General features: G+C 35.3%; 12 protein-coding genes. All 12 read left to right on the forward strand.

Annotated features, from left to right (window positions below; translation table 11 throughout):
• Positions 1-12 precede the first annotated feature (12 nt).
• Genes E7276_RS00410 through E7276_RS00465 form a run of 12 tightly spaced genes read left to right on the forward strand, consistent with a single transcriptional unit; the run spans position 13 to position 17,763 of the window.
• On the forward strand, positions 13-1,155 hold the full coding sequence (locus E7276_RS00410; protein ID WP_294212346.1) for a DUF3048 domain-containing protein: 1,143 nt from the start codon (positions 13-15) through the stop codon (positions 1,153-1,155).
• A 5-nt stretch (positions 1,156-1,160) separates the two neighbouring features.
• On the forward strand, positions 1,161-2,843 hold the full coding sequence (locus E7276_RS00415) for a putative polysaccharide biosynthesis protein (RefSeq protein WP_294212348.1): 1,683 nt from the start codon (positions 1,161-1,163) through the stop codon (positions 2,841-2,843).
• A gap of 4 nt (positions 2,844-2,847) precedes the next feature.
• Positions 2,848-4,068 (forward strand): aminoacetone oxidase family FAD-binding enzyme, encoded by a 1,221-nt coding sequence (locus E7276_RS00420; RefSeq protein ID WP_294212349.1) that lies wholly within the window; start codon positions 2,848-2,850, stop codon positions 4,066-4,068.
• Complete coding sequence (locus E7276_RS00425) at positions 4,061-5,644, forward strand: NAD(P)/FAD-dependent oxidoreductase (protein ID WP_294212351.1); 1,584 nt, start codon at positions 4,061-4,063, stop codon at positions 5,642-5,644. The genes E7276_RS00420 and E7276_RS00425 overlap by 8 nt, the downstream gene beginning before the upstream one ends.
• A gap of 24 nt (positions 5,645-5,668) precedes the next feature.
• Positions 5,669-8,278 (forward strand): DNA mismatch repair protein MutS, encoded by a 2,610-nt coding sequence (mutS, locus tag E7276_RS00430; protein ID WP_330598879.1) that lies wholly within the window; start codon positions 5,669-5,671, stop codon positions 8,276-8,278.
• Entirely contained in the window at positions 8,278-10,221 is a 1,944-nt protein-coding gene (mutL, locus tag E7276_RS00435) for a DNA mismatch repair endonuclease MutL (RefSeq protein ID WP_294212353.1), read from the forward strand. The genes mutS and mutL overlap by 1 nt, the downstream gene beginning before the upstream one ends.
• A complete protein-coding gene (gene miaA, locus E7276_RS00440) occupies positions 10,221-11,159 on the forward strand; it encodes a tRNA (adenosine(37)-N6)-dimethylallyltransferase MiaA (protein ID WP_294212355.1) in 939 nt (312 codons plus the stop codon). Before mutL ends, miaA begins: the two co-directional genes overlap by 1 nt.
• 1 nt (position 11,160) lies before the next feature.
• Positions 11,161-12,444 carry a methionine gamma-lyase family protein gene (locus E7276_RS00445; RefSeq protein WP_294212356.1) on the forward strand — a complete coding sequence of 428 codons (1,284 nt, stop codon included), beginning with the start codon at positions 11,161-11,163 and terminating at the stop codon, positions 12,442-12,444.
• Positions 12,445-12,494: 50 nt separating this feature from the next.
• The gene (gene mreB / locus E7276_RS00450; protein WP_294212358.1) at positions 12,495-13,508 is read left to right on the forward strand and encodes a rod shape-determining protein; all 1,014 of its coding nucleotides are present in this window, start codon (positions 12,495-12,497) and stop codon (positions 13,506-13,508) included.
• 17 nt (positions 13,509-13,525) lie between these two features.
• Positions 13,526-14,389 (forward strand): rod shape-determining protein MreC, encoded by an 864-nt coding sequence (mreC, locus tag E7276_RS00455; RefSeq protein ID WP_294212360.1) that lies wholly within the window; start codon positions 13,526-13,528, stop codon positions 14,387-14,389.
• Positions 14,382-14,927 (forward strand): rod shape-determining protein MreD, encoded by a 546-nt coding sequence (mreD, locus tag E7276_RS00460; protein ID WP_294212362.1) that lies wholly within the window; start codon positions 14,382-14,384, stop codon positions 14,925-14,927. The genes mreC and mreD overlap by 8 nt, the downstream gene beginning before the upstream one ends.
• On the forward strand, positions 14,914-17,763 hold the full coding sequence (locus tag E7276_RS00465) for a penicillin-binding transpeptidase domain-containing protein (RefSeq protein WP_294212365.1): 2,850 nt from the start codon (positions 14,914-14,916) through the stop codon (positions 17,761-17,763). The genes mreD and E7276_RS00465 overlap by 14 nt, the downstream gene beginning before the upstream one ends.
• Position 17,764: the final 1 nt, after the last annotated feature.

Below are 17,764 nucleotides of genomic sequence, written 5' to 3' on the forward strand. Positions count from 1 at the left end.
GAGAACCAATCTATGAAGAAAAAATTGTTATCTGCAATGCTTATTTTCTCGACTGCATTGTCACTCATCGCTTGTGGAAACAAGGATGAGGCAAAAACTGACTCATCACCTGGCGTTGAGAGCTCATCAGAGTCTGTAGAGGCTGTAGATGATTCTGTTGCTTTTTGGGATCAAGTTTCAGAGGACGGACAAGTTAGAAGTTATCTTACTGGAGAATGGGTAGATGCAAGCTACGGAAGACAAAGACCAGTTGCGGTAATGATTGAAAATACTAAAGTATGTTTACCACAGTATGGTATTGGCAACGCAGGAGTTATTTATGAATGTGTTGTTGAAGGTGGAATTACTAGAATGATGGCTATTTTCGATGATTATTCAGGCTTAGACCAAATCGGTAATATTCGTAGTTCTAGACCATATTTCGTATACTTTGCAAGCGAGTATGATGCTATTTATATGCACGCAGGTGGTAACCCAGCAGCATTTGAGCTTATTGATGACAAAAACCTTGTAGACAACCTCAATGCACTTACACTTGAAGGATCAAAGGGAAGCAGTGCTACTTACCGTACAGGCACATCTGAGCATACACTTTACACAAATTCTGATGGTATTGATATTGGCCTTAAAAAGCTTGGCTATGATATGACACTTCCTTCAGATTATGAGCCTCATTTCAAGTTCGCTGCAGATGGCAATAATCTTGAAAATGGAGAGGATTGTGAGGCTGTAGAGCTTTATTACTATACAAACCATCCTTATTGGGTTTACAACGAAGATGATGGCTTATATTACAGATATGAGTTCAACCAGAAGCAGGTTGATGCCATTACTGGCGAGCAGCTTACAGCTAAGAACATTATCATTCAGAATGTTGAGTGGTTTACATATCAGGGCTCACAGTATTTAGGATACTTATTATCTAACAATACTGGTTCAGGTAAATACATCACAAATGGTAAAATGATTGACATTGTATGGTCAAAGGATGGAGACACAGATGTTACTCATTATTACTATGCTGGTACAGGCGAAGAAATAGAGCTTAATATTGGTCAGACATGGATTCAGGCTTGCCAGGGCGGTTTCGAAGGTGATTACACTGGTGACAACACATACTATGCTGACAAATCAGAATTTAGCAAGGCAAATTAATTTTTATGACTAGAAAAAGTAAACATGGCGATGCCGGTTTTCTTATGCAAGGTTCAATTCTTGCAATTGCCTCAATAGTTAGCCGAATAGTGGGACTCGCATACCGAATCCCACTTAAAGCTACTATAGGCTCATCTGGAAACGGTTTTTATGGCAACGCTTACGAAATTTATAATATTATATTGCTTATTTCTTCTTACAGCTTACCGCTTGCTGTTTCTAAGCTGGTAGCTAGTAGGATGGCAAAAGGGCACGTTAAAGACGCAAATAAGGTTTTGCACGGAGCCCTTCTTTTTGCGTTTATAAGTGGTGGAGCAGCTTCTTTATTTCTATTCTTTGGAGCTGAATATATTTGTGTCCATATTATTAAAAATCCTTTGGTTGCTATAGCACTAAAGGTTTTAGCGCCTACACTTTTTATTGTGGCTATACTAGGTGTTATTAGAGGATTTTTCCAAGGCTTAGGTACAATGATTCCTAGTGCTGTTTCACAGATTGTAGAGCAAATTGTAAATGCTATTGTTTCTATAGTGGCAGCTACAATTCTATTTTCTTATGGTAGCAAAATAGGAGGAGTGTTAGGACATCCTGTTTTATATGCGGCAGCATACGGCGCTGCAGGTGGTACCTTAGGTACTTGTATAGGTGCTTTATTTGGTTTAATTTTTGTATTTTTCATCTTTATAGCTTTTAAAAAAGTGTTTAAAAAGATGGTCAAGCGTGATAAGCATAGAAATAACGAAACCTATGGCGATATCATGTGGATTTTAATAATGACTATTATTCCAGTACTTCTCAGTACAACGGTTTACAATATAAGCTCTTTTATTGATCTTGGTATTTATAACAATATTATGTCATCTCAGGGCTATACTATTGAGGAATTCAATAATTTATGGGGTATATTTTCTGGACAGTACAAGGTATTGATTAATATTCCTCTAGCAATAGCTGGTGCCATGGCAGCATCAGTGGTTCCAAGCTTAACTGCTGCATTTGATTCTCAAGAAAAAGATTCTGTCAAACGCCAAATTAACATGGCCAATCGATTTGTTATGATAATTGCCTTCCCATGTGCTATCGGAATGATGGTTTTGGCATCACCTATTATGCAGTTGTTATTCAATGATGATAGCAAGACAGCAATGCTAATGCTTGTTATTGGTGGTTGCTCTGTTATTTTTTATTCTCTGTCTACACTGTCAAATGGTATATTACAGGGACTTAATAAAATGACTATACCTGTAAAAAATGCACTTATTGCTTTGGTCGCACATGTTGTTTTACTTGTAATTCTTATGTTTGCATTCCATCTGAATATTTTTGCTGTAGTAATAGCAAATGCTTTCTATGCATTATTAATGTGTTTCCTTAATCAATCTGCAGTTTTAAGCTATTCAGGTGCATATATAGACATTAAAAGAGTAGTTTTGGCTCCTCTTGAAGCCTCTGCAGTAATGGGCTTTGTTGTATATCTGTTATACAAAATGTTCGACGCCCTTTTGTCACTTACAACTTCGACTAGATTAGCAAATGCTATAGCTTGCTTATTATCTATAGCAATTGGCGCTATTATTTATTTCTTTGCATTATTTTTCTTTAAAGGAATTGATGAAGAAACGCTTGCAAAATTCCCAGGTGGGGCTAAATTATGTCAAATTGCATATAATTTGCACTTATTGAGGTAATTCTATGAAAGATGATAAGAAATTATATGATGTCTGCATAGTTGGTGCTGGCTTTTCAGGACTTGTTTTAGCAATTAAACTTGCTAGAGCAGGTCTTTTGGTCTGTTTAGTAGAATTAAATAGAATTGTTGGAAGAAGAATTCTATCTACAGGCAATGGCAGATGTAATTTTACAAATAGAAGAATGGGGGCAGAATATTACTATAGTGAAGCTCCCCTTGATTTTATAACTGATAATCATCAGGATTTAATTGATTTTTTAAGAGATTTAGGTGTGGTTAATAAAAATTTAGATGGATACTATTATCCATACACTAATCAAGCTAAAACTGTTAGAGACGCTCTTGAAAAAGAAATTAATTCTTTAGGAATTGATGTTTATTTAGATAATCGAGTTACAGACATTACAAAGGATGACATATTTACTGTTGTTTCAAACAGAGATAGTTATCAGGCAAGGCATGTATGTGTGGCTAGCGGTGGTCTATCTTCAGCAACACTTGGTTCTTCAAAGCTAGGATATAAAATAGCTCAGAAATATAAGATGCATGTTACTAAACTTGCCCCTTCACTAGTAGGGTTGACTTCAAAGGATATATGTTTAAAGGAGTTAGCTGGAATAAGAGCGGGGGGAATTGTTAAATATAGGGATTATTCCTGTGAAGGCGAGATTCAGTTTAATAAAGATGGCATTTCTGGTTATCCTGTTATGTGCATTAGCAGATTTATTGGATTTGATCAATTAAATAAATGCTTATCTGACGTTAAAATAGATTTTATTCCATATTTTAGTGAGACAGAACTAACATCCGAAATCAAGAATAGATTCGATAAATACAATGAATTACCTATTCTTCAGGCGTTACTTGGACTTTGTAATGAAAAAATATTAGAGGCAATAGTTAGTTACTCTAGAATATATTCAGACACTGTAGTTTCAAAGCTTGATGAAGAGGATATTTCAAATCTTGTATATTACTTCAAAAATTTCACCATCGAAATTACAGGAACAAAAGGGTTTGATAGTTCACAGGTTACTGCCGGTGGTGTGAGCCTAAATGATATTAATACAAGCACTATGGAATCCATTTCTTGCCCGAATTTATTCTTTACAGGAGAGGTCCTAGATATTGATGGCATCTGTGGAGGCTACAATCTAAATTGGGCATTTACTTCAGCAAGCTTTGCTGCTAATGAAATTATAAAAAGGAATAAACATGATTAAAATTGATCAGTTAAAACTTAATATATCAGCTGATGAAAATGATGAATTATATTTTGCCATTGCCAAAAAGCTTAAAATACAGGTTTCTGATATCAAAGAGCTTTCAATTATAAAAAAGTCTATTGATGCACGTAAAAAGCCTGAGGTATTTTTTGTTTATTCAGCAGCTGTTACTTTAGATGGCAAGCTAGAAAAAAAACTTCTTTCTAAATTTACGAAGGATAATAATATTAATGCATATAAGCCTAAAATATACGACCTGCCCAAAAGTGCTTCGGCTTCTATCAATCCGATTGTTATTGGTGCAGGCCCAGCAGGATTATTTGCAGCATATGTTTTTGCTTTAAACAATCTTCAGCCTATTATCTTTGAAAGAGGAAAAAAGGTCGAGGACAGAACAAGGGATATCTTAAAATTCTGGGAAACTGGTGTTTTAGATACTTCTTCAAATGTTCAGTTTGGTGAAGGTGGAGCAGGAACATTCTCTGATGGCAAATTAAACACCTTGGTAAACGATAAATTAGGACGTAATAAATTCGTTCTAGATACATTCGTTAGATTTGGTGCACCTTCAAATATCCTATATGACTATAAGCCTCATATTGGCACGGATGTATTAAAAACTGTCATTTCAAATATGAGAAATGAGATAGTTCGTTTAGGTGGACAGTTTCATTTTAATTGTCAGGTTACTGATTTCATTATTGAAAACAACACAATCAAGGGTGTAGTTGCAAACAACCAAACTTACTATAGCAACAATGTTGTACTTGCTATAGGTCATAGTGCCAGAGATACATTTAAAAAGCTATATGACCTTGGTTTTAATATGGAATCAAAGGATTTTGCAGTTGGCTTTAGAATAGAACATCCACAGATTGATATTTCAAGAAGCATGTATGGTCCTAGATTTGATGAATTAGAGCCAGCAGCTTACAAGCTTGCGTGCAATTTGCCTAATGGAAGAGGCGTTTATTCATTTTGTATGTGCCCTGGAGGCTTTGTTGTAAATTCATCCTCAGAAGAAAATAGACTTGTTGTAAATGGAATGAGTTATTCAAAGCGAGACAGCAAAAATGCTAACAGTGCAATTGTTGTTACCGTAGGTGAAAGAGAATTTGATAAAAGCAATCCATTATCAGGCATAGAATTCCAGCGCACTATCGAAGGAAAAGCCTTCCAGCTATGTGATGGTAAAATACCTCAGCAATTATTTGGAGATTTTAAGCAAAAAATAAATTCCTCAGCATATGGTGATTTTACTAGTGAAACAAAAGGAAAAACTGATTTTGGTCCTTTACATGAGATATTTTCTCAGGATATTTGTCAATCTATTATTGACGGAATGGGTACTTTTGGTACTAAAATTAAAGGGTTCGATAGAGATGATGCGATTCTATCAGGTGTTGAAAGTAGAACATCTTCTCCAGTGAGAATTAATAGAGATGAAAGGTTTCAGTCTAATATAAATGGCCTTTATCCATGCGGTGAGGGCGCTGGTTTCGCCGGCGGAATCACATCAGCGGCTATGGATGGATTAAAGGTTGCTGAGGCTTTGATTGCAAACAATAATTAAATTTAAGAATAGGTGGGAATAATTGTGGCAGAATACACGCCAATGATGCAAGAATATCTCAAAACAAAAGAAGAATACAAGGATTGTATTTTATTTTACAGACTAGGCGATTTTTATGAGATGTTCTTTGATGATGCAAAGCTTGCATCAAAGGAATTGGAACTAACTTTAACAGGAAAATCTTGTGGAGCAGAAGAGAGAGCACCAATGTGTGGTGTTCCTTTTCATGCTGCAGATACATACATTAATAGACTTGTTGCTAGAGGCTATAAGGTTGCCATATGCGAACAAGTAGAAGACCCTAAGGAAGCTAAGGGACTTGTTAAGCGAGAGGTTATTAGAGTTGTTACTCCAGGAACTAATATTGATCAAATGGCTCTAGATGAAGGCAGCAACAATTATATTATGTCTCTATACTATTCTAGAGGCCGCTTTGGAGTAGCTGCCTGTGATGTATCTACAGCTGACTTTTTCTTAACAGAAGTAGATACTGTTAGGAAATTAGTTGATGAATTATTTAGATTCAATCCTGCTGAGATTATATATTCTAAAACAGTATATGAATCAGGCATGGACATTACGGATATTACAGACAAGCTCAGCTGTGCCAGCAGCCAATTAGATGAAGCTGCTTTTGATGATACTATTTGTACAAGAGAAATTCTTAGACATTTTAAGGCTCATTCCCTTGAGGGATTAGGGTTAATAGATTTTTCTATAGGTAAAATAGCAGCAGGCTCTTTGTTGTGTTATTTAAAGGAAACTCAAAAGTCTGATTTGGCTCATTTAACTCATATTACCCCTTATACAGATGGTAAATATATGCTCATTGATAACTCAACAAGACGAAATCTTGAGTTAACAGAGACAATGAGAGATAAGCAGAAAAAGGGTTCTCTTCTTTGGGTTTTGGATAAAACTAAAACTGCTCTTGGCGCTAGACAATTAAAAAGCTATATTGAACAGCCTCTGATATCGGTTGATGAAATTATAAAACGTCAAGATGGAATTGAAGAGCTTAAAAATCAAATGATTGATAGAGAAGAGCTACGAGAGTATCTTTCTTCTGTATATGATTTAGAGCGATTAATAACAAAAATTACATATCAATCAGCTAATCCAAGAGATTTAATTGCCTTCAAGCAGTCTATTGGAATGCTTCAGCCGATAAAGACAATCCTGAATAGCTTCAATTCTCACATTATTAATAATCTTAATGATGATATAGATGATTTAAAGGATTTATATGTTCTTATTGATGAAGCTATTATGGAAGAACCACCAATTTCAGCTCGAGATGGCGACATCATTAAGACTGGCTATAACGAGGAAGTAGATAGACTTCGTAGTGCCAAAATCGATGGAAAACAGTGGCTTGCTGAACTAGAAGCAAAGGAACGAGATAAAACAGGAATCAAAAACCTGAAAATCAAATTTAATAAAGTATTTGGTTTTTATTTAGAAGTTACTAATTCATATAAGGATTTAGTGCCAGATTATTATGTCAGAAAGCAGACACTTACCAATGCAGAAAGATACTACACACCAGAACTTAAAGAATTGGAAGATAGTATTTTAGGAGCAGAAGATAGATTAAATACTCTTGAGTATGAATTTTTCAAAACTGTAAGAGATACTATTGCTTCTCAGGTTGATAGAATTCAAATAACTGCCAAAGCAATTGCTAATCTAGATGCGCTAATTTCCCTTGCAGTTGTTGCAGAAAAGAATCACTACATTAGACCAATAATTGATAATAGAGGAATAATTGATATAAAAGAAGGTCGTCATCCGGTAGTTGAACAAATGATAGATGACAATCAGTTCATTTCCAATGATTGCTATTTGGACATTGATTCTAACACAATTGCTATTATTACAGGCCCTAATATGGCAGGTAAATCTACTTATATGCGACAGGTAGCTCTAATAGTTCTAATGGCGCAAATAGGTAGTTTTGTACCGGCAAGTTATGCTCAGATTGGCGTTGTTGATAGAATATTTACTAGAGTAGGCGCTTCAGATGATTTATCTACTGGACAGTCTACCTTTATGGTAGAAATGAATGAGGTTGCAAATATTTTAAATAATGCAACAAGTAAATCTTTATTAATCTTGGATGAAATTGGTCGAGGAACATCAACTTACGACGGACTTTCAATAGCATGGTCTGTTGTTGAGCACATTGCCTATAATATTGGCGCAAAGTCTTTATTTGCCACTCATTACCATGAGCTTACAGAATTAGAGGGACAAATAAAGGGGGTTCATAATTATTGTATTTCTGTCCAGGAGTTTGGGGATGATATTATATTCCTCCGCAAAATTATTCCAGGAGGAGCAGATCAAAGCTATGGTATCCAAGTTGCTAAATTAGCTGGACTTCCAGAGGCTGTGCTTGATAGAGCCAAAACAATTGTTAATTCTTTGAATGAAAACGATATAGCGGCTGTCTCTGATAGAATTGCGATTCGAGAGCATATCGAAGAGAAGTTAAAAGAAATAGAAGGAATTACTATTTCAGAAAACGAAGCAGAAATAATTGCTGGTTTAAAAAATATTGATGTTACAAAAATAACACCACTTGAAGCCATGAATGTGTTGTTTGAATATCACAATAAGGTAGCAGAATAATGGGAAAAATCAATTTACTTAGTCAGGAAACTATTGACAAGATTGCTGCAGGTGAAGTTGTTGAAAGACCTGCATCTGTGGCCAAGGAATTAATTGAAAATAGTATAGATGCCGGTGCTACAGCCATTTCAGTAGAGATAAAAGGTGGTGGCATCGAATATCTTCGTATAACTGATAATGGAACTGGTATTGATAAGGATCAGATTCAGATTGCATTTTTGAGACATTCTACCAGTAAAATTCAAAATGCTTCTGATTTGGATGATGTTCGTTCCTTAGGATTTAGAGGAGAGGCTCTTTCAAGTATTTCTGCAGTTTCTCGAGTAGAATTAATTACTAAAACGAAGGATTCATTTTTAGGAGCTAGCTACATTATCGAAGGAGCTAAAGAAATCGCATTTACGGATATTGGTGCACCAGATGGTACCACATTTATTGTGCGTCAGCTCTTTTATAATACACCTGCTCGTAAGAAGTTCCTTAAATCAGAAAGCACGGAAGGCAGTTATGTATTTGATGTTGTAGAGCATTTGGCTCTTTCCCATCCAGAAATTTCCTTTAAATTGATTATAAATGGCAAAGAAAAGCTTATGACTTCAGGAAATGGAGTTTTATCAGATACTATTTACCAGATTTATGGACGTCAGATTGCAGCGAATGTTTTAGATTTAGATTACAGTGATAAGCAAGTTCGTATACACGGATTTATAGGTCAGTCAGTTATTGCAAGAGGCAATAGAGCTTTTGAAAACTTCTTTATCAACAAAAGATATATCAAAAGTAATAATTTGTCTCGAGCATGCGAAGAAGGTTATTATGGCTTTTTAATGGGGCATCAGTATCCATTTTTCGTAATTAATATCGAATTTATTGATGGTGCTGTTGATGTTAATGTTCACCCTACAAAGCAAGAGGTTCGTTTCGAAAATGAATCTCAAGTATGCGAGCTATTAACAAAAATAATTAACAAGCGATTAACCAGAAGAGAAGACGTTATTGAAGCTCATGTGGAAGAACCAACTGTTAAAATTCAGCCTTCAATTACTCAGATTCCAGTAAACAAGGTGGAGACTGAGACCGTTCCGCAGGTAAATGTTAAATCAATTACTCCTGATACACCTATTATCCATGAGGATATAATTGAAGAAGCTACTTCAAAATCACAGGCATCATCTGTTTCTACTCCAGAGGTTATTCCACCAAAGCAGAAATTGCCTGAGCCATTTGAAGCTAGCAAATTAGAGAGAATAAAAGCGTCTATCACCCAGCAAATTCATGCAGATACACCTTATGAGAAGAAGTTTGCAGAGAAGAATCGTGGTGGTGAAAAATACGAGCAAATTAGCTTTCTTAATAAAGAAGCTCGTAAGGAGCATAAAATAATAGGTCAAGTTTTTGACACCTATTGGATTGTAGAATACGACAAAAAAATGTACATCATCGATCAGCATGCGGCCCATGAAAAAGTTTTATTTGAAAAAACTATGGCTCGTCTAAAAAATAAAGAGATGACATCACAAATGGTAAGCCCACCTGTTATTATTTCTTTGTCACAACAGGATATTCTAAATTTTGAGACTTATCGAGATGCCTTTGAAAAGCTTGGATATCAGGTCGAATCCTTTGGTGGAAATGAGCTTGCAATTAATGGCGTGCCTGGTAATTTACTTGGATTAGATCCAAGACAGTTCTTCATTGAAGCTCTTGCTGATTGTACATCCTATAAAGCTAGCGATTCATTTGATATAATAGTTGAGAGAGTTGCCTCTATGTCATGTAAGGCAGCCGTAAAAGGAAATAATAAATTATCTATTCCGGAAATTAAGGCACTAATTGATGATTTGTTAGAATTAGAAAATCCATATCATTGTCCTCATGGTCGACCAACTATGATATCATTTTCAGAATATGAATTAGCCAAGAAATTTAAAAGGATTGTTTAATGAAAAAAATAGTTGTTTTAACTGGTCCAACTGCAGTAGGAAAAACATCACTTTCAATTAATCTCGCCAGAGCTATTAATGGCGAGATTATTTCTGCTGACAGTATGCAGGTTTATAAACATATGAATATTGGTACAGCCAAAATCATGCCTGATGAAATGGGTGGTATTAAGCATCATCTTATTGATGTAATTGAGCCGACAGAAGATTTTCATGTAGTTCGATTCAAGGAAATGGTAGAGGCTGCAATAGAAGAAATCTATGCAAAGGGGAAAATCCCAATCATTTGCGGTGGCACTGGATTCTATATTCAGGCCATTTTATATGATATTCAATTTTCAGATCAAAAAATTGATCAGCAGTACAGAGATTATCTAGAACAATATGCTAGTGATAATGGAAAAGAAGCACTTCATAAAATGTTGGCTGAGGTTGATGCTAAATCAGCAGAAGCTATACCAGCAGCTAATGTTAAGAGAGTGGTTCGTGCACTAGAATATTACAAATTAACAGGCGAGACCTTCAGTTCTCATAATGAAGAGCAAAGAAATCGAAAAAGCCCATATAATTTTGCATATTTTGTTTTAAATGACGATAGAAATTTACTCTATAATCGTATAAATAAAAGAGTTGATATCATGATGGAGGCAGGTTTATTAGATGAAGTTGATAAGCTTGTAAAAATGGGATGTGTTCCAGGAATGACCTCAATGGATGGCATTGGATACAAAGAGATATTAGCTTATTTAAATGGACGGTCTTCCCTAGAAGATGCAGTTGAATTAATTAAAAAGAACTCTAGAAATTATGCTAAGCGCCAGCTTACATGGTTTAGACGGGAAAAGGAAGTTATATGGCTTGATAAAACAGTATTAAAAACTGATGAAGAGCTATTAGAATATATTCAAAAGACACTTAAAGAGAAAGGAATTATTTAAAGTGTATAGCATTTATAAAGAATTTGGTATTTCAAAAGAAGCATATGAATACGGTTCAAAGATTGCAAAGGAATTAGAGCCTAGATTCAAGGAAATTGATAACATTGCTGAATATAATCAGTTAAAAGTATTAAAAGCTATGCAGGAGCACAAGGTTGCTGCTGAATGCTTTAACACATCAACTGGCTACGGTTATGATGATGTAGGACGAGACACTCTTGAAAAGGTATATGCATCTGTTTTCAAAGCGGAAGATGCATTGGTTCGTCCACAAATTACATGCGGTACTCACGCTTTAGCGCTTGCTTTAATGAGTAATTTACGTCCAGGTGATGAATTGCTTTCACCAGTAGGTAAGCCATACGATACATTAGAGGAGGTTATTGGAATTAGACCTTCAAATGGTTCATTAGCAGAGTATGGCATTACATATTCTCAAGTAGACTTATTACCTGATGGCGGATTTGACTATGATGGCATCAAGGCTGCAATTAATGAAAAAACAAAGCTAGTTACTATCCAAAGATCAAAGGGCTATGCTAACCGTCCAACTCTTTCAGTAGAGCAGATAGGAGAGCTAGTAGCATTTATAAAAGGTATTAAATCTGACATTATCTGCATGGTAGATAACTGCTATGGAGAGTTTGTTGAGAAGATTGAGCCAATTGAGGTGGGCGCAGATATGTGCGTTGGTTCCCTTATCAAAAATCCAGGTGGAGGATTAGCACCAATTGGCGGATACATCGTTGGTAAAAAGGAGTGTATCGAAAATGCCGCTCATAGACTTACAAGCCCTGGACTTGGAAAGGAAGTAGGAGCATCCCTTGGCATTATGCAATCCTTCTATCAGGGATTTTTCCTTGCACCAACAGTTGTAGCAGGAGCGCTTAAGGGAGCAATTTTTGCTGCAAATATATTTGAAAAGCTTGGCTTCTTATGCATTCCTAATTCTACAGAACCAAGATATGACATCATTCAGGCTGTTTCCTTCTTAAAACCAGAAGGACTTATTGCATTCTGTGAAGGTATTCAGGCGGCAGCACCAGTAGATTCATACGTTACACCAGAGCCTTGGGATATGCCAGGATATGATTCACAAGTAATTATGGCTGCAGGAGCATTTGTTCAGGGATCATCAATTGAATTATCGGCTGATGGCCCATTAAGAGATCCTTATACTGCATTCTTCCAGGGTGGTTTAACATGGAATCATGCCAAGCTTGGTATACTTAAAGCCCTTCAAAAACTTGTAGATGCTCGCCTTGTTAACCCATCACAACTGTGATAAACTTTTAAAAGGTTTTATAAGAATTAATTGATATACGGAGGAAGGTCATGGCCAATTCATTTGGTATAGATATAGGAACCCAAAATCTCAAGATTTTTAGTGGTTCAAACAATCATATCACTAACATTAAAAACACAATTGCTATTGTTAATAAAAATCAGATGTATGCATACGGGGATAATGCATATTCAATGTTTGAAAAAGCACCAGATACAATAGATGTTTCATTTCCAATCGTATCAGGTGTTATTGCTGATTTTGACAATATGCAGACAATGCTTTTTGAGGTTCTTGAAAAGGATTTAAAAGGGAAAATCAAAGGCTCCGACATTGTAGTAGCTGTTCCAACAGATATTACAGAGGTTGAAAAGAAAGCCTTTTCTGATTTATTTACTAAAACAAAAAACAAACCACATTCAATTAAGGTATGTGAAAAGCCAATTGCTAGTGCCATCGGTTTAGGCTTAGATGTTTCAGAGCCTACAGGTGTAATGGTTGTAGATTTAGGCGCTGATACAACAGAAATTTCTGTTATTTCTTTAGGTGGACTTGTTTTATCTGAATTACTTCCATTTGGTGGAAATCAAATTGATGAATCAATCGTTACACACCTTAAACGTAACTACAATCTAGTAATAGGGCAGAAGACTGCAAAGCAATTAAAGCAAGAGATTGGTTCTGCTATGAAGGGCAGAAATGAGAAGCTTACAGTTGTCGGAAGAGATGTTGTAAGTGGCCTTCCTATCGAAATGGAAATTGAGAGTGATATTATTTACACTGCTATGAAAACAGATTTAGAAAGTTTTTGTACAAATGTAAAGCTTATCCTTGAAAAGGTTCCACCAGAGCTTGCAAAAGATATTGTGCATGCTGGAATTTATCTTACAGGTGGTACATCACAGCTTTACCAGCTTACAGATTTATTCTCTGAGGTTACTAATATCAAAGTAAATTCATGCGAGGAACCAGAGGAATCATGTGTTAGAGGCTTAGGACAAGTTTTATCTGATTCCAAGTACAAACAGTATGGCTACAGCATGAAATCTAGAATTTTTAAATAAAAATATACAGAGGTATTATGAGACAAAGAAAAGCAGGTGGAGGAATTCCAAGTAAATATTTACTTACAATACTGTCTATTTTTTGTATTATGCTTTTATTCTTTAGCTATTCAACTGGATTTACAGGTGGTCCATTAGAGACAGTTGCCAACCACCTTTTTATTCCTATGCAAAAGGGTATAGATTTTATTGGAAGTAGTATTGCTTTTTCTTCTGCTGATACTAAATCAAAAGAAGAGTTAATTGCTGAAAATGAAAATCTTCAAGCTCAGGTTGATGATCTCAATGCTAAAATCGATATTATGGAGCTGAAATTAAAAGAGCTAAACGATCTTCAGGAATTATACCAACTTGATCAGACATATTATGATTACGAAACAACTGGCGCCCGCATTATAGGTCGTGGTACTACAAACTGGTTCAATACTTTCACAATAGATAAGGGCTCTAACGATGGTATCAAGGTTAATATGAATGTTATTGCTGATGGCGGTCTTGTTGGAATCGTTGTTTCTGTCGGAGACTCTTATGCTGTTGTACGTTCCATAATTGATGATACATCAAATGTCAGCGCTACCATTTCTTCTACAGAAGATAATTGTATTGTTTCTGGTTCACTTGAAAAGATGACATCAGACAATCTGATATTATTCTCAAATCTTGATGATGAAGATAATCAAGTTGCTATTGGAGATGAAATTGTAACATCAAATATATCTGACAAATATTTGCCTGGATTAATGATTGGTTATGTTTCTTCAGTTTCACTTGATGAAAATGACCTTACAAAGTCAGGAACACTTACACCGGTTGTTGATTTCAAGCATTTATCAGATGTACTTGTGATATTACAGCTTAAGGAGTCTTACCAAAGTGAATGATTTTAAGAAATATCTTAGAAGAGTATTAATCATAGCGCTTATTATTTATGTTTGCTATTTATTGCAGACAAGCGTATTTTCTAAATATCCATTGGCTGGCGTTACTCCTAATGTTTTAATATGCGTTGTTTCTACATATGGATTTATGAAAGGACGCCGCTATGGAATAGTCATTGGATTTTTCACTGGTCTTTTATTAGATATATATTCTGGAGTTATTTTTGGAATATATGCACTTTTATATATGTATATTGGCTTCTTAAATGGAATGTTTAAGAAACAGTTCTTTGGAGATGACCTTAGACTTCCAATGATACTTATTGGAACCAGTGATTTTATATATGGAGTGGCTTCATATTTGGTCCTATTTGCACTTAGATCGCAAAATGATTTCTCATTTTATATTATGAATATCATTTTACCTGAGGTTGTTTACACACTAGTTGTATCTATCTTTGTTTATTACGGAATTCTTCACATAAACAATTGGATAGAAAAATTTGAGAAGAAGGGTTCTGATAGAATTGGAAATTATTAAGGACTTTTTTATAAATGCATTTTCTTCACGTATTCGTGTCGTTGTGGTAGCAATGGTTTTCTTTGCTACTGTTCTTATTTCACGTCTTTTTTATTTGCAGATTATCAATGGTAGCGAGTACCAGGATAACTACAATCTAAAGCTAGAAAAGACTGAATCAATTGCAGCTACAAGAGGAAATATTTACGACAGAAATGGTAACTTACTAGCATATAACGAGCTTGTATACGCTGTCACAATTCAAGATACCGGCACATATGCCAACAAAAAAGAAAAAAGTGAATCACTAAATTCAGAGATTGCTGAGATTATTACTAAATTAGAGAGCAACGGCGACACGATTGATAATGATTTTGGCATTTATCTGGATTCGTCAGGAAACTTTCAATTCCTGAATTCTGGTACATCATTACAACGTTTTAGAGCTGATGTATTCGGTAAAACAAATATCGAAGATTTAGAGTATGATTCTGAAATGGGATTTGATCAGGCTACAGCTACAGCAGATCAAATTGTAGATTATTTAGAGGGTGAAAAGACCTACAATATTTCTACCGACTATTCTAAAAAGCTTAGATATGAAATTATGGTTGTACGTTATAATATGAGCCAAAATTCATATCAAAAGTATATTTCTACAGTAATTGCTTCTGATATTTCTGATGAATCTGTTGCATTTATAAAAGAAAATATAAATGAATTGACAGGTGTAGATGTAGAAGAAAAGTCACTTAGAAGATACGTTGATAGTGAATATTTTTCACATATCATTGGTTACACAGGTCAAATTTCTACCACAGAATATAAAGAGCGTTCTGCTACAGATTCAACTGTTGAAACAACAGATGTTATAGGTAAATCTGGTATTGAGAAGGTAATGAATGATTATCTTGCTGGTACTAAGGGTTACGAGACTCTATATGTAGATAGTGTAGGAAATACTATTGCAGAGGGAGATTATGTTGCAGCTGTTTCTGGTAATGATGTTTACTTATCTATTGATAGTGAATTACAAAAGGCCGCATATATTCTTCTAGAGCAGGAAATTGCAGGTATTTTATATTCTAAGCTTGCAAATATAAAGGAATATAACGCAAGCGACAATTCGTCTTCATCAGATGTCATTGTTCCTATATATGATGTTTATTACTCATTAATTAACAATGGAATTATAGACACTAATGCCTTTAGAGATGAAGAAGCCTCAGCTACTGAGAAACAGGTTTTAGCAGCATATGACGCAAAAGAAGAGGCTGTTCTTTCAACTTTACGTTCGCAGCTTACATTTTCGAATGAGGTAGTATACAAGGATTTACCAGATGAATATCAAGCATATTCAACATATATTGTCACTACACTTAAGAGCTTAGGCGTATTTGATGCTGATGCCATTGACTCATCTTCAGAAGTTCAAACTAGCTGGACATCAGAGGAAATGGCTGTAAATAAATACCTAACTTATGCTATTGAGCAAAACTGGATTGATATTACAAAATATGAATCAGAGGCAAAATACGCAGATACAGAAGAGCTTTATGATGATTTAATTGATTATGTAATAGAGTATTTATCTACTGATAAGGGATTCGAAAAGCTTGTTTACAAATATTTATTACTTGATGACGGTATTTCAGGAACGCAGCTTTGTCTTATCCTATATGATCAAGGTGTTTTGGAAGAGGATGAGGAAACATATGCACAGCTTTCTTCGGGAGCTATAACCGCATATGAGTTTATGCGCTCTAAAATCAAATCCCTTGAGATAACACCTGGTCAGCTTGCACTTGATCCTTGTTCAGGTTCTACTGTTATTTTGGATTCTACCACTGGTGAAGTACTAGCTATGGTTACATATCCAGGATATGACAATAATAGATTAGCTAATTCAGTAGATGCTGATTACTACGCATATTTAACTAATAATGCAGCTAATCCTTTGTATAATTATGCGACGCAGCAGAGAACTGCTCCTGGTTCTACTTTCAAAATTGTAAGTTCAACAGCAGGTTTGGCAGAGGGCGTTATTACAACCACTTCAGAAATTACTGACTTAGGTCAATACACAAAGGTATCTAACAATCCAAAATGTTGGATTTACCCAAGCAATCACGGCAGCATTAATGTTTCAGAAGCTATTAGAGATTCTTGTAACTATTTCTTCTACGAAGTTGGTTGGAGATTGGCTGGTGGCGATGGCGCATATGATGATATTACTGGTATTGATAAAATCACTGAATATGCATCGCTTTACGGCTTGGATGAGACTACTGGCATAGAAATTGAAGAAAATTCACCGCATATTGCTACTGAATATCCTGTCATGGCTGCAATTGGTCAGTCTGACAATAACTTTACAACAGTAGGTTTGGCTCGTTATGCTGCAGCAATTGCAAACAGTGGAACAGTATACAATCTTACTTTGTTAGACAGTGTCAGAGATACAGATGGCAATATTTTGGAAAGCTATAGTCCAACAGTTAGAAATCAAATTGACGTTTTGGATTCATCAGAATGGGATGCTATCCATTACGGTATGAGAATGGTATGTGAGTCATTATCTTCATTTGATAATTTCTCCATAGAGGTTGCAGGTAAAACTGGTACTGCGCAGCAGGTAAAAACACGACCTAACCACGCTTTATTTATTGGTTATGCACCATACGACAATCCACAGGTTGCAATCGCAACACGTATTGCCTATGGTTACACCTCACATAACGCAGCTGAAGTTTCAAAAGATATTTTAGCTTACTATTTCGGTGTTTCAGCAACAGAAGACTTGTTAAATGGTGAGGCAAGCATTGTTTCTGATTCCGAAAATGAATTTACAGATTAAG

It is taken from the genome of Pseudobutyrivibrio sp. (genome assembly GCF_015057185.1).
In the GTDB taxonomy this organism is placed as follows: domain Bacteria; phylum Bacillota; class Clostridia; order Lachnospirales; family Lachnospiraceae; genus Pseudobutyrivibrio.

Bases quoted from the DNA above. Each gene is read 5' to 3' on its own strand.
- E7276_RS00410 (WP_294212346.1), top strand. From the start codon at position 13: ATGAAGAAAAAATTGTTATCTGCAATGCTTATTTTCTCGACTGCATTG.
- E7276_RS00415 (WP_294212348.1), top strand. From the start codon at position 1,161: ATGACTAGAAAAAGTAAACATGGCGATGCCGGTTTTCTTATGCAAGGT.
- E7276_RS00420 (WP_294212349.1), top strand. From the start codon at position 2,848: ATGAAAGATGATAAGAAATTATATGATGTCTGCATAGTTGGTGCTGGC.
- E7276_RS00425 (WP_294212351.1), top strand. From the start codon at position 4,061: ATGATTAAAATTGATCAGTTAAAACTTAATATATCAGCTGATGAAAAT.
- mutL (WP_294212353.1), top strand. From the start codon at position 8,278: ATGGGAAAAATCAATTTACTTAGTCAGGAAACTATTGACAAGATTGCT.
- miaA (WP_294212355.1), top strand. From the start codon at position 10,221: ATGAAAAAAATAGTTGTTTTAACTGGTCCAACTGCAGTAGGAAAAACA.
- mreB (WP_294212358.1), top strand. From the start codon at position 12,495: ATGGCCAATTCATTTGGTATAGATATAGGAACCCAAAATCTCAAGATT.
- mreC (WP_294212360.1), top strand. From the start codon at position 13,526: ATGAGACAAAGAAAAGCAGGTGGAGGAATTCCAAGTAAATATTTACTT.